This window comes from Micromonospora sp. NPDC000663 (assembly GCF_042898105.1).
In the GTDB taxonomy this organism is placed as follows: Bacteria; Actinomycetota; Actinomycetes; order Mycobacteriales; family Micromonosporaceae; genus Micromonospora.
Map to the genome: position 1 here is coordinate 599,930 of NZ_JBIAYR010000001.1, position 26,026 is coordinate 625,955.

At 71.2% G+C, this 26,026-nt stretch carries 25 protein-coding genes; 11 read left to right on the forward strand and 14 right to left on the reverse strand.

Annotated features, from left to right (window positions below; all coding sequences use genetic code 11):
- The first annotated feature begins 162 nt into the window (after positions 1-162).
- The 6 genes from ACFY1S_RS02885 (at position 163) to ACFY1S_RS02910 (ending at position 5,676) form a co-directional block, all read left to right on the forward strand.
- Positions 163-1,305: a hypothetical protein gene (locus tag ACFY1S_RS02885; RefSeq protein ID WP_387112166.1), complete on the forward strand. Its 1,143-nt coding sequence runs from the start codon at positions 163-165 to the stop codon at positions 1,303-1,305.
- Positions 1,306-1,350: 45 nt separating this feature from the next.
- Positions 1,351-1,878, forward strand: coding sequence for a hypothetical protein (locus ACFY1S_RS02890; protein WP_387112168.1), 528 nt, complete (start codon positions 1,351-1,353; stop codon positions 1,876-1,878).
- A 128-nt stretch (positions 1,879-2,006) separates the two neighbouring features.
- On the forward strand, positions 2,007-3,137 hold the full coding sequence (locus tag ACFY1S_RS02895) for an epoxide hydrolase family protein (protein ID WP_387112170.1): 1,131 nt from the start codon (positions 2,007-2,009) through the stop codon (positions 3,135-3,137).
- 103 nt (positions 3,138-3,240) lie between these two features.
- On the forward strand, positions 3,241-4,011 hold the full coding sequence (locus ACFY1S_RS02900; protein ID WP_387112172.1) for a metalloregulator ArsR/SmtB family transcription factor: 771 nt from the start codon (positions 3,241-3,243) through the stop codon (positions 4,009-4,011).
- Positions 3,992-4,387 carry a VOC family protein gene (locus ACFY1S_RS02905; protein WP_387112174.1) on the forward strand — a complete coding sequence of 132 codons (396 nt, stop codon included), beginning with the start codon at positions 3,992-3,994 and terminating at the stop codon, positions 4,385-4,387. The genes ACFY1S_RS02900 and ACFY1S_RS02905 overlap by 20 nt, the downstream gene beginning before the upstream one ends.
- A gap of 95 nt (positions 4,388-4,482) precedes the next feature.
- Positions 4,483-5,676, forward strand: a complete 1,194-nt coding sequence (locus ACFY1S_RS02910; RefSeq protein ID WP_387112177.1) for a hypothetical protein — start codon at positions 4,483-4,485, stop codon at positions 5,674-5,676.
- Positions 5,677-5,701: 25 nt separating this feature from the next.
- On the opposite strand, the gene ACFY1S_RS02915 is transcribed toward ACFY1S_RS02910, so the two are convergent.
- A complete protein-coding gene (locus ACFY1S_RS02915; protein WP_387112180.1) occupies positions 5,702-6,130 on the reverse strand; it encodes a VOC family protein in 429 nt (142 codons plus the stop codon).
- A gap of 75 nt (positions 6,131-6,205) precedes the next feature.
- Between ACFY1S_RS02915 and ACFY1S_RS02920 the strand changes: the two genes are divergently transcribed.
- The gene (locus ACFY1S_RS02920) at positions 6,206-6,505 is read left to right on the forward strand and encodes a multiprotein-bridging factor 1 family protein (RefSeq protein ID WP_387112183.1); all 300 of its coding nucleotides are present in this window, start codon (positions 6,206-6,208) and stop codon (positions 6,503-6,505) included.
- 10 nt (positions 6,506-6,515) lie between these two features.
- On the opposite strand, the gene ACFY1S_RS02925 is transcribed toward ACFY1S_RS02920, so the two are convergent.
- From ACFY1S_RS02925 to ACFY1S_RS02945, 5 genes are all read right to left on the reverse strand, one after another.
- Positions 6,516-9,599: a DUF3427 domain-containing protein gene (locus ACFY1S_RS02925; protein ID WP_387112187.1), complete on the reverse strand. Its 3,084-nt coding sequence runs from the start codon at positions 9,597-9,599 to the stop codon at positions 6,516-6,518.
- 247 nt (positions 9,600-9,846) lie between these two features.
- Positions 9,847-10,365 (reverse strand): flavoprotein, encoded by a 519-nt coding sequence (locus ACFY1S_RS02930; protein WP_387112190.1) that lies wholly within the window; start codon positions 10,363-10,365, stop codon positions 9,847-9,849.
- Positions 10,366-10,479: 114 nt separating this feature from the next.
- Entirely contained in the window at positions 10,480-12,189 is a 1,710-nt protein-coding gene (locus tag ACFY1S_RS02935) for a PQQ-dependent sugar dehydrogenase (RefSeq protein ID WP_387112193.1), read from the reverse strand.
- A gap of 28 nt (positions 12,190-12,217) precedes the next feature.
- A complete protein-coding gene (locus ACFY1S_RS02940; protein WP_387112196.1) occupies positions 12,218-13,273 on the reverse strand; it encodes an SMP-30/gluconolactonase/LRE family protein in 1,056 nt (351 codons plus the stop codon).
- A gap of 212 nt (positions 13,274-13,485) precedes the next feature.
- On the reverse strand, positions 13,486-14,367 hold the full coding sequence (locus ACFY1S_RS02945) for a fibronectin type III domain-containing protein (protein ID WP_387112199.1): 882 nt from the start codon (positions 14,365-14,367) through the stop codon (positions 13,486-13,488).
- Between the two features lie 260 nt (positions 14,368-14,627).
- Between ACFY1S_RS02945 and ACFY1S_RS02950 the strand changes: the two genes are divergently transcribed.
- Positions 14,628-15,314, forward strand: a complete 687-nt coding sequence (locus ACFY1S_RS02950; protein ID WP_387112202.1) for a hypothetical protein — start codon at positions 14,628-14,630, stop codon at positions 15,312-15,314.
- Here ACFY1S_RS02950 and ACFY1S_RS02955 read toward each other — a convergent pair.
- A complete protein-coding gene (locus tag ACFY1S_RS02955) occupies positions 15,219-15,587 on the reverse strand; it encodes a DUF4180 domain-containing protein (RefSeq protein WP_387112205.1) in 369 nt (122 codons plus the stop codon). The genes ACFY1S_RS02950 and ACFY1S_RS02955 overlap by 96 nt on opposite strands.
- On the reverse strand, positions 15,580-16,032 hold the full coding sequence (locus ACFY1S_RS02960; RefSeq protein WP_387112208.1) for a helix-turn-helix domain-containing protein: 453 nt from the start codon (positions 16,030-16,032) through the stop codon (positions 15,580-15,582). The genes ACFY1S_RS02955 and ACFY1S_RS02960 overlap by 8 nt, the downstream gene beginning before the upstream one ends.
- A gap of 128 nt (positions 16,033-16,160) precedes the next feature.
- Here ACFY1S_RS02960 and ACFY1S_RS02965 point away from each other — a divergent pair, with 128 nt between their 5' ends.
- Positions 16,161-19,376 carry an ATP-binding protein gene (locus ACFY1S_RS02965; protein WP_387112211.1) on the forward strand — a complete coding sequence of 1,072 codons (3,216 nt, stop codon included), beginning with the start codon at positions 16,161-16,163 and terminating at the stop codon, positions 19,374-19,376.
- A 25-nt stretch (positions 19,377-19,401) separates the two neighbouring features.
- Here ACFY1S_RS02965 and ACFY1S_RS02970 read toward each other — a convergent pair whose 3' ends face one another.
- Positions 19,402-20,370: an alpha/beta hydrolase gene (locus ACFY1S_RS02970; RefSeq protein WP_387112214.1), complete on the reverse strand. Its 969-nt coding sequence runs from the start codon at positions 20,368-20,370 to the stop codon at positions 19,402-19,404.
- Positions 20,371-20,408: 38 nt separating this feature from the next.
- Positions 20,409-20,714 carry an antibiotic biosynthesis monooxygenase gene (locus tag ACFY1S_RS02975; protein ID WP_364367513.1) on the reverse strand — a complete coding sequence of 102 codons (306 nt, stop codon included), beginning with the start codon at positions 20,712-20,714 and terminating at the stop codon, positions 20,409-20,411.
- 157 nt (positions 20,715-20,871) lie between these two features.
- Here ACFY1S_RS02975 and ACFY1S_RS02980 point away from each other — a divergent pair, with 157 nt between their 5' ends.
- Positions 20,872-21,777, forward strand: a complete 906-nt coding sequence (locus ACFY1S_RS02980; RefSeq protein WP_387112217.1) for an AraC family transcriptional regulator N-terminal domain-containing protein — start codon at positions 20,872-20,874, stop codon at positions 21,775-21,777.
- Between the two features lie 64 nt (positions 21,778-21,841).
- Here ACFY1S_RS02980 and ACFY1S_RS02985 read toward each other — a convergent pair whose 3' ends face one another.
- Genes ACFY1S_RS02985 through ACFY1S_RS02995 form a run of 3 tightly spaced genes read right to left on the reverse strand, consistent with a single transcriptional unit; the run spans position 21,842 to position 24,289 of the window.
- Entirely contained in the window at positions 21,842-22,699 is an 858-nt protein-coding gene (locus ACFY1S_RS02985; RefSeq protein ID WP_387112220.1) for an ABC transporter permease, read from the reverse strand.
- Positions 22,696-23,709, reverse strand: coding sequence for an ATP-binding cassette domain-containing protein (locus ACFY1S_RS02990; RefSeq protein ID WP_387112223.1), 1,014 nt, complete (start codon positions 23,707-23,709; stop codon positions 22,696-22,698). Before ACFY1S_RS02990 ends, ACFY1S_RS02985 begins: the two co-directional genes overlap by 4 nt.
- A 25-nt stretch (positions 23,710-23,734) precedes the next feature.
- A complete protein-coding gene (locus tag ACFY1S_RS02995; RefSeq protein WP_387112226.1) occupies positions 23,735-24,289 on the reverse strand; it encodes an NADPH-dependent FMN reductase in 555 nt (184 codons plus the stop codon).
- Between the two features lie 129 nt (positions 24,290-24,418).
- Here ACFY1S_RS02995 and ACFY1S_RS03000 point away from each other — a divergent pair, with 129 nt between their 5' ends.
- On the forward strand, positions 24,419-24,934 hold the full coding sequence (locus ACFY1S_RS03000) for a GNAT family N-acetyltransferase (protein WP_387112229.1): 516 nt from the start codon (positions 24,419-24,421) through the stop codon (positions 24,932-24,934).
- A gap of 25 nt (positions 24,935-24,959) precedes the next feature.
- On the opposite strand, the gene ACFY1S_RS03005 is transcribed toward ACFY1S_RS03000, so the two are convergent.
- Positions 24,960-25,946, reverse strand: coding sequence for an aldo/keto reductase (locus ACFY1S_RS03005; protein ID WP_387112232.1), 987 nt, complete (start codon positions 25,944-25,946; stop codon positions 24,960-24,962).
- Between the last annotated feature and the right edge of the window lie 80 nt (positions 25,947-26,026).

Consider the following 26,026-nt stretch of genomic DNA (forward strand, 5'->3'; position numbering starts at 1 on the left):
CGCTCCGCACGGCACGGCGAATCGACGCAGCAGTATCGGCCTATCGTGCTGGTTGCTCCGCCGATCGGATATTTCGTCCGTTCTGGCGTGTCCGGGCGACGCGCCGGTCCTGTTAACACTGTGACACCCCAGATTGGTGGCCTACGCGGCGAAGGAGTCGGCGTGGCAAAGACTGATTCGACGGGTTCCACGTGGCGGTACCGGTGGGCGCACCGGCAGAACGTGCGGCGGGTCAGCACGTACCGCGGCGCCGAGGCGGCCTGGCGCCGCCGGGATGACGAGTTACGGCGACTACGCGCCCTTGCCGCCGACTTCCAGGGCTCCGCCGCGGCCGGCGAGGGCCTGCCCCTGGAGCTGGCCGCCGACGAGGTGGTGCTGTGGGCGTTGCCCGCTGCGCAACTCGTCGAGGTGCGGCACACCACGGTCCTGCCCGCGCCGGATCTCACCGTGGCCCCACCGGACGCGCCGCTGCGTCCACGCCGGCCGGACGGCGTACGCGTCACCGACGCCGGCATGGCGGTCATCACCAGCCGCCGCCTGGTGCTGCTCGGCGGACGCGGTAGGCGTGACTGGGCGTACGGCCGGATGACCGGCCTGGCCCACGACCCGACGGCGCCTGTCACCCTGATCCAGGTGCTCGACCGGCGGCGCACCTCCGGGTTGCTGCTGCCCACCGACGCCGCGCCGGACTTCCGGTTCAAGCTGACGCTGGCGTTCGCCGACGCGATCGAACAGCGCGCCGCGGTGCTCGCCCAACTCGACGAGCTGATCGCGGAGCACGCCCAGCTCAAGCCGTTCCGGCCGGCCGTGGCCACGCCCGCGCAGGCCCGGCTGACCGCGCGGGTGCCAGGTGGGCGGCGGACCGTCGCGGTGGCCGCGGCCGTCGCGTTGCTGGTGCCGGCGGCGCTTATCGAGTCGGACCCGTCGGACCCGACCGGCGGCGCGGAGGTGGCCGCCGCCGCCACCCCGGCGCCCACGCCCAGCCTGGCCCCCGCGCTGATCCACCCGGCGACGCCCAGGCGCAGCACCGCGCCGAAGCCGACGAAGTCACCACGCCCGTCGCCGAGCACCAGCCGCGACGCGCGCTGCGGAGCACCGGAGAACCCTCTGGGGTACGACTTCTGCGGCGGCACCCGGATCCGCCGGCCCGCCGCCGAGGTCTGCGACTGGTTCGACTGCGTGCCTGAGTTCTGGGCCGGTCGCGGCTACCTCGTGCAGTGCCGGGACGGTTCGGTGAGCCTGACCGGCGGCCGGTCCGACGCCTGCGCCGACCATCGAGGTGTACGCCGTACCATCTCGAAGTGATCGATTTGGGGACGAATGTCCCCTTCGGTCGGCGAGAATGATCGGGTGGAGATCCGGTCCGACGACGGTGCCCGGGTGAGGATCCGCCCGGTCGGCTACCAGCCCGGCATCGACCCGCCCGACGAGCCCGACCGGGCCGCGCCGGGCTGGCGGGACTGGCTGCTCATCGAGGTCGACGCGCGCACCGCCGACGGCCAGACCTGGTCGCACCACTACCCGAGCCTCATGGTCGAGGAGGCCCGGGCGCTCGGCGGCTGGCTGCACGGGCAGGCGTCGGCGGCGCTCGGGCCGGACTGTCCGCCGGCCACGGTCCGCTTCACCGAACCCAACCTGGCCCTGCGGACCCGGATGATCCGCCGCCGGCGGCTGGAGCTGACTGTCGAGTTCTCCGCCGAGTCGCTGCCGCCGTGGATGCGCCGCCCGGCCACCGCCGTATATCCGCTGGTCCTCACCGTCTCCGCGGACGCCCTCGCCGTCGCCGCCGAGCAGTGGGTGGCGCACTGCGAGGCGTACCCGCCGCGCGTCCGGTCGCGGTTCCCGGCCCGGGGTCGGCTCCCCGACCCACTGAGCTAGAGTGATCGTCGTCAGCCGCAGAGGAGGTGAGCCCGATGACCACCGATCGTCATTCCCGGGCGCTCCTCTCCGCCGTCCCCCTCAGCTGACCTTCCGCGTCGGGGAGCGCCCTCCTTATCGGAGGACCAATGTCTCACTCCCCGTTCCGCATCGATGTGTCCGATGCGGTCCTCGACGACCTGCGTGCCCGTCTGGCCCGTACCCGTTTCACCCCCCGCGTCGGCGACCGGCCGTGGCAGGGCGGCGTCGACCCCGACTACCTGCGGGACCTGGTGTCGTACTGGCACGACGGATTCGACTGGCGAGCCCGCGAAGCCGAACTGAACGCGTACCCCCAGCACCTGGCCGTCGTCGGCGGCCGGAAGCTGCACTTCCTGCACGTCCGTGCCGACCGCCCGGCCGGTACGCCCGCACCGCCGCCGGTGCTCCTCAGCCACGGCTGGCCCAGCAGCTTCGTCGAGATGCTGCCCCTGGTCGACCGGCTGACCAGCCCTGCCGGCGGCGGGTTCGACGTGGTGGTGCCCTCGCTGCCCGGCTTCGGCTTCTCGGAGCTGCCCGACGGACCGGTGACCCGGGCGGTTCTCGCTCGGACGCTGCACGAGCTGATGACCGAGGTGCTCGGCTACGAGCGGTACGGCGCCTTCGGCGGCGACGTCGGTGGGGTGGTCACCGGCTGGCTCGGTGCCCTGTACCCGGAGCACGTGGCCGGCATCCACATGATCCATCCACCGTTCCCGGCGAGCTTCGACGCCCGACCGCTGTCGCCGGCCGAGCGGGCGTTCCTGGACGCCGAGGCCGTGTACGACGAGACCGACGGCGGCTACAGCGCCATCATGGGGACGCGCCCGGACACCATCGCGGCGGCGCTTGCCGACTCACCGGCGGGCCTGGCGGCCTGGCTCGTCGACAAGTACCGCGACTGGAGCGACAACCGCGGCGACCTGGCGAACAGCTTCGACACCGACACCCTGCTCACCATCATCACGCTGTACTGGGTCACCGGCACGATCGGCTCGTCGTTCCGGCAGTACGCCGACTTCGCACACAACACCCCGCGGCCCGACATCACCGTGCCCGCCGCGTTCACGGTGAGCACCGAACCGGCGATGGCCAACTTCCCGCGCGAGATCGCCGAGCGTGCCTGCACCGACATCCGGCACTGGAGTGAGCCCGGCCGGGGCGGGCACTTCATGCCGCTGGAGGAGCCGGATCTGTTGGCCGGTGAGCTGAGGGAGTTCTTCACCTCGCTGCAGAGGTGATGTCCGGCGGCGGAGCCGACCCGACGTGGGTGGGCTCCGCCGCCCGGCACTGGTCGTCCCTCGATCCCTATTGCATCAAATCAATTTGATGTAATCTGCGACGGTGACGACAGAGGCGCCCGACACCATGGCGCCGCCCGGGTTCGTGACCGCCCTCGGGCACCCGGTGCGGTGGCGGCTGGTCAGCGAGCTCGCCCACAGTGACCTCGCCGTGCATGAGCTGGCGGCACTGCTCGGCCAACCTCAGAACCTCGTCTCGTACCACCTCGGCAAACTCCGCAAGGCCGAGCTGGTGACCGCGCGGCGCAGCAGCGCCGACGGCCGCGACACCTACTACTCGCTGGCCCTGGCCCACTGCGGCGACCTGCTGTCCGGCACCGGCGCCGCCCTGCACCCCGGGCTGCGGCTCACCGCGCCCGCGCTGGTCACCCCGGTGACCGGACGAGTGCTGTTCCTGTGCATGGGCAACAGTTCCCGTTCGCAGATGGCGGAAGCGCTGCTGCGGGAATGCAGCGCCGGTGCCGTGGCGGCCTACAGCGCCGGAAGCCGGCCCAAGCCGATCCACCCCCACGCGATAACGACAATGGCGGCGCGCGGCATCGACCTGGTCACCGCGCGGCCCAAACACCAGGACGAGTTCACCGGTCAGCGGTTCGACGCCGTGATCACCTTGTGTGACCGGGTCAAGGAAGTCTGCCCCGAGTTCCTCGGACATCCACGGCTCATGCACTGGAGCATCGTGGACCCGGCGGCAGATCCCGACGGGCTGCCCGCCTTCGAGCGGGTCGCTGACGACCTTGCCCAGCGCATCGATTTCCTGCTGCACACGCTCTCCGCCAACGAGAGAAGGCATCATGACCAGCCCCATCGATGACAACACCGTCAGCGTGCGCTACCTCGTCGACGACGTCGCCGTCGCGATCGACTTCTACACCACCCACCTCGGGTTCACCTCGGCCAGCGCGTTCCTGCCCGCGTTCGCCGACGTCCGACGCGGCAACCTGCGGCTGCTGCTGGCCGGCCCGGACAGCTCCGCGGGCCGGTCCATGCCCGACGGACGCCGTCCGCACCCCGGCGGCTGGAACCGCATCCATCTGATCGTCGCCGACATCGACGCGGAAGTCGCCCGGCTGCGCGCAGCCGGCGTCACCTTCCGCAGCGACGTCATCACAGGTCCGGGCGGCCAGCAGATCGTCCTGGACGACCCGGCCGGCAACCCCGTCGAGCTCTTCGCGCCCGCCCCCGCCTGACCGCCCGTCAATTCTCTCCTTTCGGGACCAAAGGGGAGCATCGATCGCGTCCGCGTTGCCTGTCACGTACGTGAGCGGTTGTACCGCGTGTGACCGTGACCTCACTGGCATCGTCCCCGTGGCGCATCGCGTGGGCCGAGCGCGAGAACGACAGGCGTCGGCGCGCGTACCGCGACGCCACCGACGCCTGGCTGCGCCGCCACGACCACCTGGTCCGGCTCCGCATCGAAGCCGCCGGCTTCCTCGGGTGTACGCGGCCCCGCACCGGCCTCCCGGTCGACCTCGACCACGACGAACTCGTCTTCCGCGTCGTCCCCGTCGCCGAACTGGTCGAGGCCGAGGCGCGGCACATCCCCGGGCTACCCACACCCGGCCCGTGCACCTTCAGCGAGACGCCCGGCGGCTCCCTGCCGGCGGGCCTGCGGGTCGTTGACACCGGCTTCGCCGTCGTGACCAGCCGCCGGGTGGCGTTCGCCGGCCGGGAGCACCGACGCGAGTGGCGGTACGCGGACCTGGTCGGCGCCGCCCACCACCCCGACGTGCCGGTCACCCTGCTGCCCGACCACAGTCGACTGTCCGGGCTGCTGGTCCCGGCGGGCGCGGTGGTGAACTTCCGCTTCTACCTCACCCTCGCGGCCACCGACGATCGCGCCGCCCTCACCGCGCATGTCGACGCGCTGCTCGCCGCTCATCAGGCCGCGCGGCCCACACCGCTGCCGCTGGCGGGTCCGGAGGAGGCGCCGCCCACGGCGGTACGTCCCGACCGCCGCTTGACCGCCGTCGCCGCCGTCACGGCAGTGGTCATCGCGACCCTGGGACCGGGTGCCTTCGGGTCGGGCGGGCGTTCTGCGGAGGCGGTTGCGGTCATGGGCGTGCCGACGGCCGTGCATGTCGAGGTGCCGGCACGCCCCATCGGCCCGGTCCTGCCCGGCGGGCCCGTATTGCCTGGCGGGCCGGCCTCTCCTCTCGGGCCGGCCGTGCCGGTGGCACCGGTGCGGCCTTCGGCAGGGTTGGTGGGGCGTGCGGCACCGAGTGCGCCGGCCCGGCCGGTCGTCAGGGCGTCTCGCCCGGCGACTCCCGCTCCATCCGCCGTACCGCCGGCCCCGCCGGTGCCGACCCCCGGCCCGGCTCGGACGGCCTCGCCCTCACCGGCGCTCCCTACGCCCAGCGCATCGGTTACGCCGAGCCCGACGCCGTCGCCATCCGACTCCGCGATGTTGACGGTCTGCCTGGACCCCCGTCAGCTCCCGCTGGTGGCTGGGCTGCTGTGCCCGTCTGTGGAGCCGTGAGTCTGCTCGGTCCGCTGGATTCCCGTCAGGTGGTGGCGTTGAAGTCGGGGAGGGTCAGGGTGCCGTCCGGGCCGAGCTGGAAGCCCGGATTCCAGGCGATCTCCCACAGGTGGCCGTCCGGGTCGGTGAAGTAGCCGGCGTAGCCGCCGTAGAACGTCTCCCGCGCCGGTTGGGTCACCTCGGCCCCGGCCTTGGTCGCGGTGGCGATCACCTCGTCGACCTCCTCCCGCGAACGGACATTCTGGGCCAGGCTGATCGCGCCCGTACCCGGCCCCTGAATGCCGGCGTCGTCGGCCAGCTTGTCCCGGCCCCACAACACCACGGCCAGCCCTCCGGCCTGGAAGAAGACCGTCTCCTCGACCTCCTGGCCCCGCCAGCCGAGCTGCTCGTAGAACGCCTTCGCCCGTGCCACGTCCGTGACGCCCAGGGTGACCAGACTGATTCGCTGCTCCATGGTCGCAACCTAACGTTCAAGGGGCCCCTTTGGAGCTCCACCCCATAGCATCAATGCTATGAAGTGGGTGGAGCGATGAGTGATCGCTTGGACTGGAACGACCTGCGTGAGCGTTGGATGGCGGAGCCAGGTGCGGCCGAGACTTACGAGGCCACCCGGATCGCCTTCGAGCTTGGTCAGGAGGTGCGTCACCTGCGGGAGGGGCACGGTTGGAGTCAGAGCCAGTTGGCGCGAGCCGCGGGGATGACCCAGTCTGCGGTGGCCCGCTTCGAGACGGGCGGCACCGTGCCGACCCTGCCGGTCTTGGAACGCCTCGCGCGTGCACTCGACCAGAGGCTGGATGTCAGGTTCACGCCGAACGCAGACGCGGCCTGAACGGCCGAGGCTAGGCGGCTATCGCCCGGGCGGTGGCGTACACGTCGGCGGGTAGGGCGTGGTGGAGTCGCCACAGGATGCGCATGGGTCGGTCGCCCGTGTGCGACTCGTACGTCATCGTGCCGGCGTAGAGGTACGGCGGTGCGCCCAGGTCGCGGTCGGCGGTCCGGGTCTCCCGAACGAAGAGATGCACGGGCGAGCCGCCCGTTGTGTAGCGCTGCCCGGTCGCCGACGCCGCCGAGGTGGTGCTCTGCGACTCCCACTGGAACAGCGTGTCGGTGATGGCCCGGTCGGCGTACATGGTGGTGGGGGAGTAGTGCGCCTCGGACTTGACGAGGGTGACGAAGAACAGGTCCGCTCCGGCGTCGGGTAGCCACTTCACCCCCTCGCGCAGCGAGCCCGGGTTGATCATCCCGAAGGCGGCGCACGCCTCGTTGCGGCTGTACCTGGCGTGCACCCGCAACGGCACCCCACCCGCTGCCACTGTCGGTGTGACCCGATGGATGCGGTCCCGCAACACCTCGGCGACCTGCCGCAACTCGGTGCAGCGCGCCGGCTCCTTCCACAGCCGCGCCAGCCGTTCATCGCATGTCATGAGGGGTGCGTTCGGTCCCCAGAGACTGAAGTGCAGCATGTCCAGGAGTCGGCTGTTGCCCGCGTACACCTGCTGGCCTGGCGCGGGCGGTCCGGCCGCGACCCGGGTCAGCAGCTCCAGCCGGTCGGAGTCGTCGGTGTGCAGCATGCGCTCGATGGCCCGGCCCAACTCCCGGTCGTCCGGGCCGGGCGCGGACGTCTCGATGCCGGCGAGCCGACGTAATCCCGTCCAGCCGCCGACGCTCGCCGACCGGTACACGTCCTCGATTTCCAGGCCCGTCTCGCGCAGGAACGTCGTCAGGCTGACGTCGCCGAGTTGTCGGAGTTCGGAAACCAGGCCGGCCTTCGAGGTGGGGAGAGCCGACTTCAGGTTGGCGAGCACCACCTCCTTCGCCACCCGATCGAGCTCGACGTGGCAACCGCTGGGCAGGCTCGGGAAGTCGTCCCGGACGGCCTCGGTGATCGCCCGCCGGCTCACCCCGGTCAGGGCACGCCAGCGCAGGTCGAAGCGGAAGTTGGCGTTCTGCCCGCCGATGAAGTCGATCACCGTGAGGCAGGGCTTGTCGTCGTCCAGGCGCAGGCCACGACCGAGCTGTTGGAGGAAGATCGTGGCGCTCTCGGTGGGCCGCAGCATCAGGATCGTGTCGACCATCGGCAGGTCGACGCCCTCGTTGAACAGGTCCACGGTGAAGAGCACCCGCAGGTTGCCCGCCTTGAACTCCCGCAACAACCCGGCCCGGTCGGTGCCGGCCCGCGAAGTCACCGCCGCAGCCGGTACATCGTGCTCGTTGAACCAGTTGGCCATCAACTCGGCGTGCCCGATGCTCACGCAGAACCCGAGCGCGCGCATCCGCCCGACGTCCACCTTGTCGCTTACCGCGCGCAGCACCGACCGCGCCCGCGCGTGGTTGCCGGTGTAGACGACGTCCAACTCCGCCGGGTCGTAGCCCTGGCCGCGCTTCCAGGCGAGGTGCGACAGATCCACGTCGTCGTGCAGCCCGAAATACTGGAACGGCGCCAACAACTGCCGCTCCAACGCGTCCCACAGATGCAGCTCGACGGCCGCATGACCGTCGAACCACCGGCGCACATCACCGCCGTCGGCCCGGTCGGGGGTCGCCGTCAGCCCCAGGAGTACGCGGGGACGCAGTCGCTCCAACAGCCGCGCGTACGTGGGTGCCTCCGCGTGGTGGAACTCGTCCACGATCACCATGTCGTACGCCTCCGGGTCGACCTCCCGCCTGTGCAGCGACTGGATGGAGGCGAAGACGTGCTTCCAGCCGTTCGGCTTCTCGCCCGCGACAAGCATCTCGCCGAAGCTGCCGTCCCCCATGACCTGCCGGAACGTCGACATGCTCTGCCGCAGGATCTGCTCCTGGTGGGCCACGAAGAGCAGCGAATCTGCCCTGCCGGCGCGGTGCAGCCGGCGATAGTCGAGGGCGGCGACCACTGTCTTGCCGGTGCCGGTCGCCATCACCACCAGGTTGCGCCACCGGCCGTGCACCAGTCGCTCCGCGTCCAGGTCGGCAAGGATCTCGGCCTGATACGGGTACGGGCGCACGTCCAGGTTCGAGATCTCGGTCGGCGACTGATCGCGGCGCTCTCCGCTGAGTGCTTGCCGTAGCCGCTCGGCGTCTCTCGCCGTGTCGTACGTCTCGAACGCCGGATCGTTCCAGTAGTCCTCGAACGTCGCAGTGAACGTGTCGATGACGTGCGGCTGCTCCATGTTCGAGATGCGTACGTTCCACTCCACGCCGTCCACAAGCGCGGTCCGCGACAGATTCGACGAGCCGACGTACGCGGTGGTGGTGCCGTTGGACCGGCGGAACAGCCATGCCTTGGCGTGCAGCCGGGTGGTCCTCGTTTCGTACGACACCTTGATCTCGGCGCCCAGTTCGGCGAGCCGGTCGAGCGCTCGCTGGTCGGTCGCCCCGAGGTACGTGGTGGTGATGATCCGGATTTTGCCGCCTCGGGCGATCAGCTCGCGGATGGCCGACTCGACGACCCGCAGGCCGTACCACTTGATGAACGCGCAGAGCAGGTCGACGCTCTCGGCCGACGCCATCTCGTGGTTGACCTCGTGGCCGATCCGGGGCTGGTGACGGCCGTTGACCAGCAGCGCGCCGGTGGAGAGGGGCGTGGTGGGACGGTCCGGAAAGCTGGGCTGTGCCGGCGGGATTGGTGGGGCGGCGATGGCGTGCAGCAGGTGCCTGGCATCAGTCACCTGATCCTGCTCCGTCGCCGCCTTCGGGCTCAGGGCCGCGATGGCATCGGCGATCCGATTCGCCATCTCGACCTGCTGGCGCAGCCTGTCGTCGCCGTTCGGGACCGACCCGAGGGCGCGGGCCGTGAGGGTGGCGATATGGCGGGCGAGGGCCTTGTGCGCGTCAGTGGGGTCGAGCTTGTGATGTTGGATCAGGGCGGGGTCGACGTGTTGGAGGCGGGTGGCCAGCTCACCGGTGATCAGGTGCTCGTAGACGCCGCGCGCAAGATCCGTCATTCCGCAACCTAACTACACGACCCGCCTACCCGTGGGGCGTGGCGTCCGGTCACCTGGGCGGAACTTGCCGCGCAACTGTCAAGGTCACCTCACCCGAATGGCGACTCACGCAACGGGGAGTGCGGGTAGAAGTGTGACCGAGTGCAGACGCTCGTAGGCCAGGCCAACTCGATATGGGTGGCCGTGAAGAGTCGAGCTTTGCGGCCACTCCACGAACGCACCCGCTCGATCAGCTCACCGACTGGGTTCAGTTCCGTCGGACCGAGCGCAGCGCCTCAATGACCACGGCCCACCGTTGCGGCCCAGGCGGCGGGTTCAGCGGCTTCCCGTCCGCCACCACGACACCGGCCGCGCGCAGCACCGCCACGTGACCCGCGTACGCCGGGTGCCCCGCCAGTTCCGCCTTGACGTGCGGAAACGCGAGGATCGGCAGACCTGCGCCCAGCGACTCGTTGAGCACGCCGAGCGCCAAAGTGTCGTTGATGCCCAGCGCCCACTTCGCCATCGTGTTGAACGTGACGGGCGCGGCCACCACCACATCGGCGGGCGGGTGCGGTTCCGGATCGCCGGGCATGCGCCACTCGACGCGTACGAGATAGCCGGTCTTGTCCTGCAACGCGGCCCGGTCGAGCCAGGCTGCGGCGGTCGGGCTGACGATCATGCATACCCGCCACCCGTCGGCGATCAGCAGGTCGACCAGCTCGTGAATGTGTTCCGCCGGACCTGCGGCGCAGACGACCAGATAGAGCACCCGACGTTCCGTCATGCCCGCAGTCTGCCCGACTCGGCGATCTCGCAGTCGAGCCTTGCCCGGCGACGGATGCGCGCGGACGGGATCCCGTCCGCGCGCATCCGTCTGTCCGAGGGCTGTGCCGCAGGACTAGCCGAGGGTGACCTTGAGGATCTTCTCGTTGCTGTTGTTCGGGGTGCTGTCCTTGTCTCCGCCGGTGCTGGTGGTGAGCCACAGGTTGCCGTCGAGGGTCGGCTCGACGGTGCGCAGCCGGAAGTACGTGCCGACGAAGTACTGCTGGACGTCGGTGAGGGTGTTGCCGCTGATCACCGCGCGGTACATCCGGTTGCCGCGCAGGCAGGCGGTGTAGAGCACGTCCCGCACGATCGCGATGCCACTGCACGAGGCCTCGGCGACCGGGTACGTGTGGATCGGGGCCGTGAAGGTCGGGTTCGCGCAGTCGCCGACGGTGCCCTCGCAGGCGGGCCAGCCGTAGTTGCCGCCCCGGACGATGATGTTCGTCTCGTCCTGGACGTTGTTGCCGAACTCCTGCTCGAAGAGCCGGCCCTGGGAGTCGAACGCCAGCCCCTGCGGGTTGCGGTGGCCGTAGCTCCACACGTGGTTGCCGAAGGGGTTGTCCGGCGGCACTGTGCCGTCCGGGTTGAGGCGTAGCACCTTGCCGCCCAGGTCGTTGACGTCCTGTGCCCGGTCCGGGCTCTGACCGTCGCCGGTGGCGGCGTAGAGCTTGCCGTCGGGGCCGAAGCGCAGCCGGCCGCCGTTGTGGTACTTGTTGCGCGGGATGCCTGTGACGAGCACCTGCGCGGTTTCGGTGCGCAGCGCGGTGTCGTAGCGGATGCGCACGATCCGGTTGTCGGTGGTGGTGGTGTGGTAGATGTACAGCCACCTGTCGGCGGCGAAGTCCTGCGACACGGCCAGCCCGAGCACGCCACCCTCACCGTTGGTGCCGGCGACGTTCGGCACGGTGCCGATGCTGTGCTTGCCGGTGCCGTCGGGATTCATGGCGACGATGTCGAACAGGTCGCGCCGCCCGTACAGCACGCTGCCGTCCGGTAGCTGCACGAGCCCCCAGGGCAGGTCCCGTTCGGTGGTGACCACTGTGGTGCCGCAGACGGCGCTCGTGCAGGCAGCCCCGGTCCGTACGGTCACCGCGGTGCTCGCCGCCGAGCTGTTGTTCTGGGCGTCGCGGGCGACGACCGTGTACTGGAAGCTCGTGTTGACGGCCAGCCCGGTGTCGGTGAACGAGGTGGCTGGTGGCTTCGTGGCCGTGCCGGCGGTGGAGCCGACAGCCGTACCGTCGCGCAGGATGGTGTAGCCGGTGACCGCGACGTTGTCGCTCGCGGCCGACCAGGTGAGGGTCACGTCCGTGCCGTTCACGGTGGCGGCGAGATTGGTGGGCGTGGTGGGCCGCTGGGTGTCGCGCTGGCAGAACGGCGGGGTGATGGTCAGGGTCGCGCTGGCCTGGGACACATTGCCGGCGGCGTCGCGGGCGTTGACGTACCAGCCCCAGGTGCTGCCCTGCACGGCAGTGAGGGTGGCGGTCAGGGTGCTGCCGCTGACCGAGGTGACCAGCTGGCCGTCGTGGTAGATGTCGTAGAACGCGACGCCCACGTTGTCCCGGGACGCGTACCAGGCCAGCGTGACGGACTGGCATGTCGTCCGGGTGCTGCGCAGGTTGGTAGGTGGGGTGGGTGGCGTGGTGTCCGCGGCGAGCCGGGCGAACCCCGGGCTCGCGGTGGCGGGCCCGGCGGCGTTGGCGGGGGCGCCGGCCAGGAGGGTGCCGGCGCACGCCAGCAGGGTGAGTGACGCCAGATGTCTGAACTGGCGAGATCTGGTCCGCACGGGAGATGTCCCTTTCCGAAAGTCCTGATCAGTACGGGTAGCCGGGGATGTTGAGCCGCACGCTGTACAGGCCTGAGTCGTTCCTCGGGCCCGAGGTGACGAAGAGGGTCTGCCGGTCGGGGCCGCCGAACGCCACGTTCGTCGTACCCGTGGTGCCGGACCGGATCGTGCCGAGCTGGGCGCCAGTGGGGGAGTAGACGTGGATCAGGGAATCCGAGCCCGACGCCCAGTACACGTTGCCGGCGCAGTCGATCGTGCCGCCGTCCGGGCCGCCGATGTAGTTCACGAAGACGCTGCGTGCGCCGGTGCTGCCGTCCGGCTGGACGGCGTACTTGTAGATCTTGTTCTCGGAGTAGGCGGCCACGTACAGGGTGGTCCCGTCGGGCGACAGCGAGATGCCGTTGGGCTGGCGCAACCGGTCGTCCACGAGCGACACCTGGCCACCGGCGACGCGGAAGACGCTGGTACGTCCGCTCATCTGGTCCGGGCGGTTGCCGCGCTGGAAGTTGGGGTCGGTGAAGTAGACGACCCCGTCCGAGCGGACCGCGACGTCGTTTGGTGAGTTGAACGCCCGGCCCTGGTAGTTCGCCGCGACGGTGTCGCGGGCCCGGTCGCCGAGCCGGTACGACGACACGTTGCGCTGGTCGTGGGTGGCCGCGACGATCTGCTGGCCGTCGGCGCTGAGTGCCAGGCCGTTGCTGCCGGCGTTGGCGATGAAGGTGTCGAAGGTCGCCGGTGGGGTGAAGCGGCGGATCGTGGACGGCTGGACGTTGTACGGCCCGGTGCCGGCGGCCATGTCGGAGAAGAGCAGATAGCCTCCGTCGGCAATCCAGACCGGCCCTTCGAGGAACGAGAATCCACCCTGGATCTTCGTGGCCGTCACGGAACTGGCAGGCAGCGGTGGGCCGTAGCCGGTCCCCGTCGGGCAGGCCCCGGGCGGTGTGCCGGGCGGGTTGGCGGCCGCAGCGTGAGCGCTAACATCCGCAGCGCGCGGCGGTGCGCCGGCAGCGGCGGGCAGGGGTGCGGTGCTGAGCGCGAGGCACAGTCCGGCCAGGGCGGCGGTGGTGGTGGGACGCCAGGTCATCGAATGCTCCAATCGGCGTCGGCGGTTGCGTGGGCCGGCGGAGGCGCGTGGTCGCGGGGCCGGCGCGGCGTGGGGGCAGCCGTCGATGTGGTCGTTCGGGAGCCTAAGTGACCCACCGTCGACACGCATTGTTTTCCGGAACATTTCGCAAAGACCCTGATCGATGTGAATCAGCGCGGTGGAATGTGTTTCGAGGGTGCCCGGTGGGCGCGTCAGGCGTACGTGTCGCCGAACTCGCGTACCCCGTCGACATCCAGCGTGATCTTGTCGTTCCCGGTCCACTGGCCGGTGGCGGCGAGCCAGCTCGGATCGTCGCGTTCGTCGATGTCACTCCAGCCGTGCCGATGGTGGCGGAGCTGGATCGGCCCGGTCGACGCGCCGGGTGCGAGCACCCCGTCCGTGAAGGTCAGCTCGACCCAGCCGGGGACGGGCGTGCCCGGCGGCGGATAGGGCGGCGCTGGCGTCGACAACGCCGATGGCGCGCCCGGCGGAATGAAGAACTGCACGGTCTGCCGGATCGTGCCGCAGCCCAGTGCGGCCCAGTCGCAGTTCGGCACCAGCGACGTGTTGCCGCCCTCGAACCGCAGGTGGTAGCGCACCCGTACCGTCGTCAGGTCGAGCCGCCCGGTGCCGGTGTTGGTGACCCGCAGGACGTGCTGGATCTGGTTGTTCGTCGGGGACCAGTCGAGGTTGAGGTAGCTGACCGTCGCGCGGCCGTCGGCGGTCCGCACGGTGGCGGCGGGCGAGGTGTCGGAATAGCCGCCGAGCGCGCGGGCGGCAACAGCGATCCGGTACGTCGTGCCGGGCGCCAGGTCGGTGAGCGTGATCGTGGTGTCGGTAGTGGTACCGAGCCAGCGGTACGTGTTCGGGCCCAGCGGGACCTGTACCTCGTAGTTGATCGGCTGCTCGGCGGCCGGATCGCCGATCCAGGTGGAGGGCGTCCAGGCGAGCGTGAGCTGGTGTGGCTCGTTGGCCACCACCACCGGGCTGCCAGGGGTGCTGATGGCCGGGCCGTCGGCGCGGGCGGCGGTGATCGCGAGCAGGCTCGCCAGCGCGGCGACGGCGACAGCGGCGGTGACGCGGCGAGCGGACATACGCGAATGCTAGGGCGACGCGGACCACGGCCATAGCGAGATGTCAATATGTGGTCAATGCGAACGGCCCCGCGTCACCGCGCGCTCTCCAGGCGACCGGGCGTGGCGACTACGCCCCCTGACCGGTCGGCTCAGGAGCTCGGGCGGCTGGTCCTGAGCACCGCTCCGGCTCGATACCGCGATATGGCGTCGGCGGACGGTGCGGGGGAGCGCCCGTCCGTAGCGTCCGAACCGCAGGCACGCGACTGAGGAGGGCGACTGTGGTGTTGTCGGAGGAGGAGGCGCCGGTCACCGTGCGCGTCGACCGCTGGCGGGCAGGGCTGCCACCGGACGCGTGGCCTGACATGCTTCCGGCGAGCGGCGTCATCGCGCGCCGGGACGTCTTCGCGGTGGCCGACGCGTACCGGGCCGGATCGGCGAGCGCGCGGCAACTGCTGACCGCCGTGCTGGTCTGGGCTTACGGCCCCATCGGGTACGGCCCGTGGCGCGCCGCCAGGTCACTCGACGCCGACCCGGCCGGCAACCGCCTGGCGTACGCGCTCGAGGAGTCAGCCTCCAGCGAGGACGCGCTGCGTACGGCGTACCGCCGTTTGCGCGACCCCGACCAGGCGCGGCTGCCGTGGTTGGGGCCGGGCCTGTTCACGAAGGTCCTCTACTTCGCCGGCTATCGGCGCGGGGCCGGTGGTGTGCAGCCACTGATCCTCGACCGCGTGGTCGCCAGCCGCCTCCCCGCGGAGGCCGGCGTCCGCCGCCGCAACGGTTGGTCGGTCGAGGAGTGGCTGGCGTACCTGCGCTGGGCGTCCGAGCGGGCGCGCGCCGAGGGCGTCGAACCGGACGCGGTGGAGATGGCGCTACGACGCGGCCCGCAGGCGGTCGTCGAGCGCGTCGAGGTCGCTGACGAACCAGACGTGTCCGGCCCTGTTCGACTCGTGCACCAGGGCGCGTAGCGCCGAACTCTCCGACAGCTGCGCCGAGATGTCGCCGACGACGGCGAGTCGCAGCCGGTAGTTGACGAACTTCTGCATGACGTCGCCGGCGAAGCGGGTGCCCAGCGAGAAGAAGCGTTCGTCGAGCCGGTTGGCAGGTACGGCGACCACCTGGGCGCCGAGAAAGGCCGCGCCGATCAGGTCCAGCGCGTCCTGTTCGGTGGCGACGGTCGGGCCGGCCGGGTCGCAGACCAGCACCTGCACGCCCGCGCGTTCCTGGATCTCGTCAGACATCGTGGACCTCCCGGTCGATCAGGCCGTTGTCGGCATTGAGGACGGCGTCGAGCAGGTGCAGCAGTTCGGCGGTGGCGGCCGGATCACCCAGGATGATGATCTTCATGCGGTGGCGTTCCTCGTCGTGCACCGTCTGCACCCGCAGCGGGTTGGCCTGGTCGTGGCCGGTGTTGGCGCTGGTGAGGACGAGCGTGCCGAGCCGGTCGGCGGCGGCCCGGTCGACGCCGTCGATCTGCACGATGCTCGACACCTCCGCCTGCCCGACGACGCTGGTCGCCGTCGGAGTCCGCCCGGTGAACGCGTCGAGATCACTGGCGGCGATCCGGTACTGCTTGCCGATCCGCACCGCCCGCAACCGGCCGGAGCGGATGTAGCCGCGCACCGTGCGCACGTGCAGGCCGAGCTGGTCGGCGACCTGCTCGACCGAGTACATGTCATCCTTCATCGTTCCCTACCGTACCTCAGATAGGGAAGTTTAGGTAAAGATGCGGCCCTGGTGCGTCTGCGGTATCGGCGGCCTGGCGCGCATAACCGATCCGCGCTGTCGGACGGGTCCAGTAGCGTCTGGAAACCATGGACGCGCGGCTCGGCGACGCCATCATCGGGCGGGATCACCCCGCAGGGCTGTTGCGCGCCGAGCTGGACCGGGCGGCCACCAGCCACGGCGGCCTCGTCCTGGTCACCGGGGAGCCGGGCATCGGCAAGACGACACTCGTCACGTGGGCGGCCCGGGAGGCCCGCCAGCGCGGGGCGCTCATCCTCGGTGCCGCCTGCTGGGATTCCGACAGCGCTCCCGGCTACTGGCCGTGGGTGCAGGTGCTACGCGCCCTGCGCCGCTCCGCCGACGACTGGGCGGTCGCCCGGCCGGACGCCGAACCCGCCCTCGCGGCCCTGCTCGGTGAGAGCGGCACCGGTGACGTGCCCAGCCTCGCCGCCGCCTGGACGGCCGAGGGTGGCGGCCGCGACGTCGCCGACCAGGAGGCGTTCGCCCTGTACGACAGGGTGACCGCCGCGCTGGTCGCCGTCTCCCAACGCCGGCCGGTAGTGGTCGTGCTCGACGACCTGCACTGGGCCGACCCGGCGTCGCTGCGGCTGCTCGGGTTCGCCGCCCAACACACCTGGTTCGAGCGGCTGTTGCTGATCGGCACCTACCGCGACGCGGAGGTCGAGTCGGGCGAGCACCCGCTGCGCCCCCTGCTGATGCCGCTTGTCGCGAAATCCTCGATGATCACCCTCACCGGCCTGACCCGCGACGACGTGGCCGCGCTGATGACCCGGACCGCCGGGCGGCAGCCCGACGCCGACCTCGTCGACGAGGTGCACCGACGCACCGGCGGCAACCCGTTCTTCGTCGAGCAGACTGCCCGCCTGTGGCACGCCGACGGAACCACCGGCACCATCGCGCCAGGCGTACGCGAGGCGGTGCGGCGCCGGCTGGCCCAACTGCCCGCCGCGGTCGTCGAGACGCTTACCGTCGCCGCCGTGCTGGGCCGCGAGTTCCACAGGCAGGTTCTCGCGGCGAGCGCCAGCGCCCCGGCGGCACAGGTCGACCGGCTGCTCGACCGTGCGGTTACCGCCCGGCTGGTGACCGCCCGCGGTGGCGGCCGGTTCGCGTTCGCCCACGACCTGGTGCGGGAGACCCTGTACGACGGGCTCGCCGACGACGACCGGCAGGCCCGGCACGCAGCGATCGTCCGGGCGGTCGACGACCTGCGCGAACTCACCGACCGTCTGATCCCGGCCGACCTGGCCCGGCACGCCTACCTCGCCGGCCCGGCGCTCGGCCGGGCACGGGTCGCCGAGCTGCTTGTCGCCGCCGGGCGGCACGCGTTCGGCCGGATGGCCATCGACGAGGCGGCTGTGCACTTCCGGCGGGCACTGGAGGTCGTTGAGGACCGGACGCAGCGGGTGCGGATCCTCGTCGAGTTCGGTGAGGTGCAGTACCACCACGCCGGGCGGGACGAAGCCGCGCAACTGCTCACCGAGGCCGCGACGCTGGCCCGCACACTCGACGACCCGTTGCCGCTGGCCCGGGTCGCGCTCATCGCGTACCGCTCCCGCCAGGTGGAGACCGTGCGCTCGCCGGAGTCGACGGAACTGGTGCGCGAGGCGTACCGGCGGCTCATCGGCGAGCCCGACGCCGACGCGTCGGTCGGCACCCTGATCGCCGACCTGATCACCGCCACCGAAACGATCGCCCGTCGCGGTCGGGACGACGAGGCGCTCACCTTCAGCCTCTGGGCCCGCCACGACACCACCTGGGGGCTGGGCACCGCCGCCGCCCGCGCCGAGCTGACCACCGAGATCCGAGCCGTGGCCCGGCGAACGGGCGACCGGGAAACCGAGCTGTGGGCCACCTCGCTGCGCTGGGTGGCGCTGCTGGAGCTGGGCGACCCCCGATTCGTCGAGGAGTTCCGCGCCTTCGTGGCCGCCAACGAGCAGGGCGACCTCGCCCGGCACCGGATGGCGGCCACCGTCGACAGCGGGATCATCGCGGCCTTCCGGGGTGACTTCGCCGAGGCGGACGAACAGTTCGACGTCCTCACCGACATCGCCGACCCGAGCCACGCCGAGTTCGCCTTCATGGGCCACCACCTGTTCTGGTCCCGACTGCTGCTCCAGGGCCGGTTCACCGAGGTCGACACCCTGCTGGACAAGCTGGCCCCCGACGACTACCCCTACCGGGAACTGCTGCGGGCGATCAGCGCAGCCGAACGCGGCGACGACGAGACCGCCGTCCGGCTGACCGCAGGCATCGAGGCGTCCGGCATCCGCTATCCGCGCCCGGTGTCGTCGCTCTGGGCGCGGCTGAGCGCGCAGGCCGCCGCCGCGTCCGGCGACCCCGACCGCTGTGACGCCGCGCGGGCCGCGCTCGCCCCGCACCATGGCCAGTGGGCGGTGGGCCTCTTCGGCTGCGACATCAGCGGCCCCATCGACCACTGGCTCGCGGTGCTCGACGCCGCCCAGGGCCGCTGGGACGACGCCGTCGCCGGTTTCACCGCCGCCCGGGACAGCGCCGACCGGCTGGGCTCGCGCCCCTGGTCGCTCCTCGCCAGCGCCGGCCTCGCGAACGCCCTGGCCGGTCGAGGTCACCCCGGCGACGCCGCGACCCTCGCCGCGCTGCACGGCGCAACGGCCCGGGAGGCGACAGCCCTGGGCATGACGCAGGTGCTCGACAGGCTCCCGGCCGCACCGCCGGCCGACGTCGGCAAGCCGGTTCAGGCCGTCCCGCCCGCCACCGACGGGTACGAGTTCCGCCGCGACGGCCCGGTCTGGCAGCTCTCGTACGCCGGAACCGTGGTGCACCTGCCCGACGCGAAAGGGCTGCACGACCTGTACCTGCTGCTCAGCCGCCCGGGCCGCGACGTGCCGGCGGTGGAACTGCTCGACCCGGCGGCCGGTCCGGAGCTGGTGGCCGCCCGCCGGATGGGTGGCGACCCGGTCCTCGACGACGAGGCCAGGGCCCACTACCGGCGGCACCTGGCACGCCTCGACGAGGAGATCGACCGGGCCGCCGCACGCGACGACGACCGGAAGGTGGCCGCGCTGGACGCCGAGCGGGCAGCGCTGCTGGACGAGCTGCGGGCCGCGGCTGGGCTGGCCGGCCGGAGTCGCCGCCTCGGCGACGAGGGCGAACGCGCCCGCAAGACGGTCACCGCGCGGATCCGGGACACGCTGCGCAAGCTCGACGAGCGGCACCCCGCCCTCGCCAACCACCTGCGCGACTCCGTCTCGACCGGCAGCACGTGCCGTTACCTGCCGACCGAGCCGCTGCCCTGGCGGCTCTGAACCAACGGCCGCCGTGGGCCCCGCTTCAGCCCCTGAGGTCGGGCGTGGGATCCAGGACCCGGGCGAGCCAGCCCGCCTGCGCGCGCCGGGCCGCGTCCGAGACGCGGACCTGCGGAAACAGCGCCGAGAAGCCGTGGAAGCCGCCCGCCCAGAGGTGCAACTCCGCCTGGCCGCCGGCGGCCCAGATGCCTGTCGCGTAGGCCACGTCCTCGTCGCGGAAGACCTCGGCCGTCCCGGCGTCGATGTAGGTGGTCGGAAGGCCGGACAGGTCGTCCGCCAGCGCGGGTGAGACGTACGGGGAGACGTTCTCGTCGGGGTGCCCGCCGAGGACGCTGCGCCACCCGAACTCGTTCATCTCGCGGGTCCACACGCCGTCCGGCCCGCCGTACTGTTGGCTGGAGACGGTGTGGTTGCGGTGGTCGAGCATCGGGCACGACAGCAACTGGGCGGCGATGGCCGGGGTGCCGAGGTCGCGGGCCATGAGCGTGACCCCTGCCGCGAGGCCACCTCCGGCGCTGGCGCCGGCCACGACGATCCGGTCCGGGTCGATGCCGAGGTCTGCGGCGTTCTCGGCCACCCAGAGCAGGCCCCGGTAGCAGTCGTCCACAAGTGTCGTGCCTGTTGCTTCCGGCGCGAGCCGGTAGTCCACCGTGATCACGACGGCGCCGAACCGGTCGAGCCATTCCAGCGGGACGTCGATGTTCGAGAAGCGATCACCCCACATCATTCCGCCGCCGTGGATCCAGTAGATGCCTGGCGCTCCTGCGGCGCTGTCGGTGGGGCTGAAGATGGACAGCGGGATCGGGGTTCCGTCGTCGGCCGGGACGGTGACCTCGCGTCGCTCGACCGCGCGGCCCTCCAGGTGACTCTCGATCGGCGGCTGGGGAAGGTGGCGCAGCAGTTCGATCACTTCGGGGCCGAGGGGCGGCAGGGGCGGCAACTCGGCCAGGGGCGCGAGCAGCTCGGGGTCGATGGCAGGTCGGGCGAGGTTCATCGGGATCCTTTCGGGGTGATGGGCCGGGGATGGCTGGTTCAGAAACTCGCCTTGCCGCCGACCGGCACCGCGTCGGTGTACGCGGACTCGCCGGCCAGCAGCGGCTGAAGCTTCGCGACAAGGGCCTGGGCCTGTTCGCCTGCGAAGAACGCGCGGTGCGCCTCGGCGCTGGTCCAGCCTTCGACGATGTGGACGACGTCGGGGTCGGAGGCTGAGCGGGACACCAGGAAGACGACGCAGTCGTCGTGGGGCATCGAGGGCGCGTCGAGCAGCAGCTGGATCAGCTCGTCCGCCCGGCCCGGGTGGGCGGTCATGGTGGCCTGGAATCCGTGCTGAACAGTCATCGAGGAGGCTCCTGATCGTTTGGGTGGCGCTTCACCGCCGGGAACTGACACTCCAATGGAAGCATCGCCACCAGCAGAATCGTTAGAAGGATGCTCGCGGCTTCTTGCCTGATCCTCTCGTTGGCGGGAAAATCGTCCCTGTGCTTCAATCGGGGCCGTGGACCTCGACGAGTTGCGGGCGCTGCTGGCCCGGCACGCCCGGCCGGACATGAGCACCGCCATCGACGGGGTGCTGATCTCGAAGGTCGAGCAGCAGACCACACCGACCACGTCGATGTCGGGCACGGTGCTGGCACTCATCGCCCAGGGCGCCAAGCGGATGGCATTGGGCGACCGCGTGTACGAGTACCGCGCCGGCCAGTACCTCGTCGCGTCGGTCGACCTGCCGGTCACCGGCTACTTCACCCAGGCCAGCGCTGACACTCCGGCTCTCGGGTTCGGGCTGGTGCTGCACCCGGCCACCGTCGCGGAGCTGCTGTTGCAGGCGGCACCTGGCGATCTGCCGCCCCTCGCCGGGCCGACACCGTCCGGGATGGTGGTAAGCGACGCCCCCGACGAGCTCGGTGACGCGGTGATCCGGCTGCTCCGGCTCCTGGACCGGCCCCGGGACGTCACGGTGCTCGCGCCCCTGATCAAGAAGGAGATCCTGTGGCTGCTGCTCACCGGGGAGCAGGGCGCGGCCGTCCGGCAGCTCGGTCTGGCCGACAGCAGTCTCAGCCACATCGCCCGGGCGGTGCGGTGGATCCGCGACCACTACGCGCAGCCGTTCCGGGTGGAGGATCTGGCCCGGCTGTCCGGGATGAGTGTGTCGGCGTTCTACCGCAACTTCCAGGCGGTGACCGCGATGAGTCCGATCCAGTTCCAGAAGCAGGTCCGGTTGCAGGAGGCACGGCTCCTCCTCGCCACCCATCCCAACGACGTGACGGGGGTGGGCATCCGCGTCGGCTACGAGAGCCCGTCGCAGTTCAGCCGCGAATACCGTCGCCAGTTCGGCGCGCCGCCCAGCCAGGACGCCACCCGCCTGCGGGGCATCACCCGGGCCGAGGTGCCGGCGGTCGTCTGACCGCCGACGGACACGCCAACGACGGACGGGCGCCGCCACGGTCGTGACGGCGCCCGTCGCAGGGTCAGCGGCGGTTGTACCTGTACATCGTCAGGGTGCCGAAGACGAGGACGAACCCGGCGCTCCACACCAGCAGCCACATCGTGGCCGACGGGTCCGACTCGCCGCTCATCGTTCCGCGGATCGCCGCCACCAGCTGGGTCACCGGGTTGACCTTCACGAACGCCTGGAGCCAGCCCGGCATGGTGCCCGGGTCCACGAAGACGTTGCTGAGGAACGTCAGCGGGAACAGCACCATCATGCTGACGCCCATCACCGACTTCTCGGTGCGCAGGATCAGCCCGAAGAACGTCCACACCCAGGAGAAGGCGAACGAGAAGACGACCAGCAGCCCGATCCCTGCGGCGACACCTACCACCCCGCCGGCGGGCCGGAACCCGAGCACCAGCCCCAGGCCCAGGATCACCAGGGCGGCGAGGATGTAGCGCAGCACGTCGCCGAAGATCATGCCGACCAGGGCGGACGGTCGCCACACCGGCAGCGTCCGGAACCGGTCGAAGATGCCCTTCTCGATGTCGGTGTTGAGGCCGACACCTGTGTACATCGTGATCATCACGACGCTCGTCACCATGATGCCCGGCAGGAAGAACTGGAGGTACTCGCGCGGGCTGCCGGCGAGGGCCCCGCCGAACAGGTACGTGAACATCAGCACCATGATCACCGGGAACGCGGTCACGTCGAAGAGCTGCTCCGGCACATGCTTGATCTTCAGCAGGGCCCGCCAGCCGAAGGTGAGCGACGCGCCCAGCGCGGTCGGCCGGGGCGGTCGGGCGCCTGGCGCGAGGACCGTCGCCAGCGCCTCGGCGGACGGGACGTAGACGGACGGGGCCCGTTCGGTGGTGGTGGTCGTGGTGTCGGTCATCGGGCTGCCTCCAGCTCGTCGTCGCGCTCGTCCGCCGGCACGGCGGGATGGTCGGTCAGAGCCAGGAAGACCTCGTCGAGGCTCGGCTGGCCGAGGGAGAAGTTGTCCACCACGATGCCGGCCCGGGCCAGCTCGCCCAGCGCCCGAGAGGCCTGGGCGCTGGCGTCGAGGTCGGTGCCGGCCTCGCCCACCCGGGCCGTCAACGCCACCGGATCGGCGGCGAGCTGCACCGGCACGTTCAGCGCCTCACGCAGCACCTTCTCCGCCTGGGGCCGCTGAGCGGGGTCGCGCAGTCGCAGGTGGACGGTGCCGGAGCCGATCGACGACTTCAACTCGCCAGGGGTACCCTCCGCGATCACCCGGCCGTGGTCAACGACAGCGATCCGGCCGGCGAGCTGGTCGGCCTCGTCGAGGTACTGAGTGGTCAGCAGCACAGTCGTGCCGTGCGACACCACCGCCCGGACGATCTCCCATACCTGGTTGCGGCTGCGCGGGTCGAGACCGGTCGTCGGCTCGTCGAGGAAGAGCAGATCGGGTGTGTTGAGGATGCTCGCGGCGATGTCGATGCGCCGCCGCATCCCGCCCGAGTACTTCTTCACCTGGCGGTCACCGGCCTCGGTCAGACCGAACGCGGCGAGCAGCGCCGCCGCGCGATCCCGCGCGGCCGGCTTGCGCAGGCCCAGCAGGCGGGCCAGGAGCACCAGGTTCTCCGTACCGGTCAGATCCTCGTCGACAGACGCGTACTGGCCGGTGAGGCTGACCCGGCTGCGGACCTTGTCGGCCTCGGTGACCACGTCGTGGCCGAAGACCCGCGCGGTGCCCCCGTCGGGGCGCAGCAGCGTGGCGAGCACCCGGACCGCTGTGGTCTTGCCCGCCCCGTTGGGGCCGAGCAGGCCGTAGACCGTGCCGGCGGGCACCTGGAGGTCCATCCCCGCCAGCGCGCGGGTCTCCCCGAACGAGCGGGTGAGCCCTTCGGCCTCGATGGCCAGGCCGGTGGTGCGTCTATTCATGATCCTTACCTTTCGTCTGTCGTGTTCAGGAGACGTAGGGGCGTGCGGCGCGGCCGTCGCGCAACGCCAGACCCCACCAGCGGAGCTGGCCGAGTAGGACGTCGGTGTCGTGGCGCAGCTCGTCGGTGCGTAACGGTGTCGGCTCGCCGGCGAGCAGGTCGATGCCGACGACGTCGCGCACGGTCATGGCGTGTAGGGCGGTGAAGACCGTGCGCAGGTGATCGACCGCGTGCAGTCCGGTGGACCGGCAGCCGTACGACACGAAGCCGACCGGCTTGGCCTGCCACTCGTCGTACGCATAGTCGATCGCCTGTTTCAGGGGTGCCGGGAAGCTGTGGTTGTACTCGGGGGTGACCACGACGAACGCGTCCGCCCGGCCCACCTCACGAGCGAAGGCCTGGATGGACGCGGTAGACGCGGCCGGGTAGCTGGCCGGGAAGTCGTACTCGCTGAGGTCAACGACCGTCACCGTCAGGTCGTCGTGCCGCTTCGCCTGCTCGACGAACCACTCGGCGACCCGGTCGCCGGCCCGCCCCTCCCGGGTGCTGCCGACGATCACGGCGATCCGTAACTGTGTCATGGCCACCCCCTCCCATTCTCAGGGCGCGAGGTGACGACGGGCGCCCGCTAGATCGGATCTAGCGGGCGGTGTTCCGGGCAAAATGTCGGTGCGATCGGTTTGACTGGGGTCGACGAACGGGGGAGTCGGATGGCACGGGTACGCATCGAGCCGTGGAGCGAGGACGACCTCGACCTGCTGCGGCAGCTCAACTCACCTGACACGCGCAGGCACACAGGCGGTCCGGAGACCGACGAGCAGGTGCTGGCCCGGCACGACAGGTACGTGCACTTCGCCGACACCGGGCAGGGGTGCATGTTCACGGTGGCGCTGCCGGACGGCGCGCGGGTGGGCAGCGTCGGCTACTGGGGCCGCGAGTGGCGTGACCAGCCGGTGTACGAGCTGGGCTGGGCGGTGCTGCCCGCGTACCGGGGGCGGGGGCTGGCGAGCGCCGCGGTGCGCGCGGCGCTGGACGTGGTCCGCGCCCGACGGGACCGGCGCTATGCGCACGCGTATCCGTCGGTCGACAACCCCGCCTCGAACGCGGTCTGCCGCAAGGTGGGCTTCACGCTGCTGGGCGAGACAGGTTTCGAATATCCGCCGGGGCAGATGATGCGCGCCAACGACTGGCGGCTCGACCTGACCGCCCCGCCGACCGAGAGCTGAGGTCGGCGGGGCGGCCCGTGCCAGGTCACCAGGTGGTGTCGAGACGGTGCCGCTGCTCGGCGGTCAACTCCAGGTCCACCGCGGCGAGGCTCTCGTCCAGTTGGGCCACCGAGGAGGCGCCCACCAGCGGGATCGACGGCAGGTCACCGCCCAGCAACCAGGCGAGCACCACCTGGTTGACAGTCGCGCCGGTCTGCCCCGCGACCTCGCGCAGCGCGGCCAGCCGCCGTGGCGCGCTCGGCAGGTCGTACGCGGCGCTGAGCGGCTTGTCCGCCCGGGTGAACGCCCCCTTGAGCAGCGGCGAGTACGCCACCAGGGTCAGCGTGGGCTCGGCGCGCAGGTAGCTGAGCAGGTCGCCGCCGACACCGCCCGGCTCGCCGTCCGGGTCCAGCGAGCTGGCGAGGTCGGTGCGGTTGGGCAGGTAGCTGCGGTGGTACTGGAGCACCTCGTACCCCGGCAGGCCGGAGGCGGCGGCGAGCGCGCGGGCCCGCTCCACCCGCCACGCGCGGTGGTTGCTCGCCCCCAGCAGGCCCACCGTGCCCTCGGCGACCAGCTCCGCGAAGCCCTCCACGGTCTCCGCGAGCGGCACCGTGCGGTCCTCGATGTGCGCGTAGAGCAGGTCCAGCCGATCCACGCCGAGGCGGTCGCGGCTGCGCTGCGCCGACTCGCGGATCACCTTCGCCGACAGTCCCTCGGCGTTGTCCAGGTAGCTGGTGCCCGGGGCCAGCGGCCGGGCGCCCAGTTTCGTGGCGATGACGATCTCGGGACCGATGCCCCGGCTGCGCCGCCACCGCCCGAGCAGCTCCTCACTCTGCCCGCCCTGCGAGCCGTCGACCCAGAATGCGTAGTTGTTCGACGTGTCGATGAACGTGCCGCCCGCCTCGACGTACCTGTCCAGGATCGCGTACGAGGTGGCCTCGTCGGTGGCGCTGCCGAACAGCATGGCGCCGAGGCTGAGCACGCTCACCTCGCGCCGGGTCGCCGGGTCGGCGCCGATCGTGCGGTACCGCATGAGGGCTCTCCTTCCGTGCGCCCTACCGGTGGGCGCCCACCGGTCACCCTGCCGGTTGGAGCGCACTCCAGGTCAAGCGT

Coding starts and splice junctions, on each gene's coding strand:
- ACFY1S_RS02895 (WP_387112170.1), top strand. CDS start 2,007: ATGTCTCACTCCCCGTTCCGCATCGATGTGTCCGATGCGGTCCTCGAC.
- ACFY1S_RS02905 (WP_387112174.1), top strand. CDS start 3,992: ATGACCAGCCCCATCGATGACAACACCGTCAGCGTGCGCTACCTCGTC.
- ACFY1S_RS02915 (WP_387112180.1), bottom strand. CDS start 6,130: ATGGAGCAGCGAATCAGTCTGGTCACCCTGGGCGTCACGGACGTGGCA.
- ACFY1S_RS02920 (WP_387112183.1), top strand. CDS start 6,206: ATGAGTGATCGCTTGGACTGGAACGACCTGCGTGAGCGTTGGATGGCG.
- ACFY1S_RS02925 (WP_387112187.1), bottom strand. CDS start 9,599: ATGACGGATCTTGCGCGCGGCGTCTACGAGCACCTGATCACCGGTGAG.
- ACFY1S_RS02930 (WP_387112190.1), bottom strand. CDS start 10,365: ATGACGGAACGTCGGGTGCTCTATCTGGTCGTCTGCGCCGCAGGTCCG.
- ACFY1S_RS02940 (WP_387112196.1), bottom strand. CDS start 13,273: ATGACCTGGCGTCCCACCACCACCGCCGCCCTGGCCGGACTGTGCCTC.
- ACFY1S_RS02945 (WP_387112199.1), bottom strand. CDS start 14,367: ATGTCCGCTCGCCGCGTCACCGCCGCTGTCGCCGTCGCCGCGCTGGCG.
- ACFY1S_RS02955 (WP_387112205.1), bottom strand. CDS start 15,587: ATGTCTGACGAGATCCAGGAACGCGCGGGCGTGCAGGTGCTGGTCTGC.
- ACFY1S_RS02960 (WP_387112208.1), bottom strand. CDS start 16,032: ATGAAGGATGACATGTACTCGGTCGAGCAGGTCGCCGACCAGCTCGGC.
- ACFY1S_RS02965 (WP_387112211.1), top strand. CDS start 16,161: ATGGACGCGCGGCTCGGCGACGCCATCATCGGGCGGGATCACCCCGCA.
- ACFY1S_RS02970 (WP_387112214.1), bottom strand. CDS start 20,370: ATGAACCTCGCCCGACCTGCCATCGACCCCGAGCTGCTCGCGCCCCTG.
- ACFY1S_RS02975 (WP_364367513.1), bottom strand. CDS start 20,714: ATGACTGTTCAGCACGGATTCCAGGCCACCATGACCGCCCACCCGGGC.
- ACFY1S_RS02985 (WP_387112220.1), bottom strand. CDS start 22,699: ATGACCGACACCACGACCACCACCACCGAACGGGCCCCGTCCGTCTAC.
- ACFY1S_RS02990 (WP_387112223.1), bottom strand. CDS start 23,709: ATGAATAGACGCACCACCGGCCTGGCCATCGAGGCCGAAGGGCTCACC.
- ACFY1S_RS02995 (WP_387112226.1), bottom strand. CDS start 24,289: ATGACACAGTTACGGATCGCCGTGATCGTCGGCAGCACCCGGGAGGGG.
- ACFY1S_RS03000 (WP_387112229.1), top strand. CDS start 24,419: ATGGCACGGGTACGCATCGAGCCGTGGAGCGAGGACGACCTCGACCTG.
- ACFY1S_RS03005 (WP_387112232.1), bottom strand. CDS start 25,946: ATGCGGTACCGCACGATCGGCGCCGACCCGGCGACCCGGCGCGAGGTG.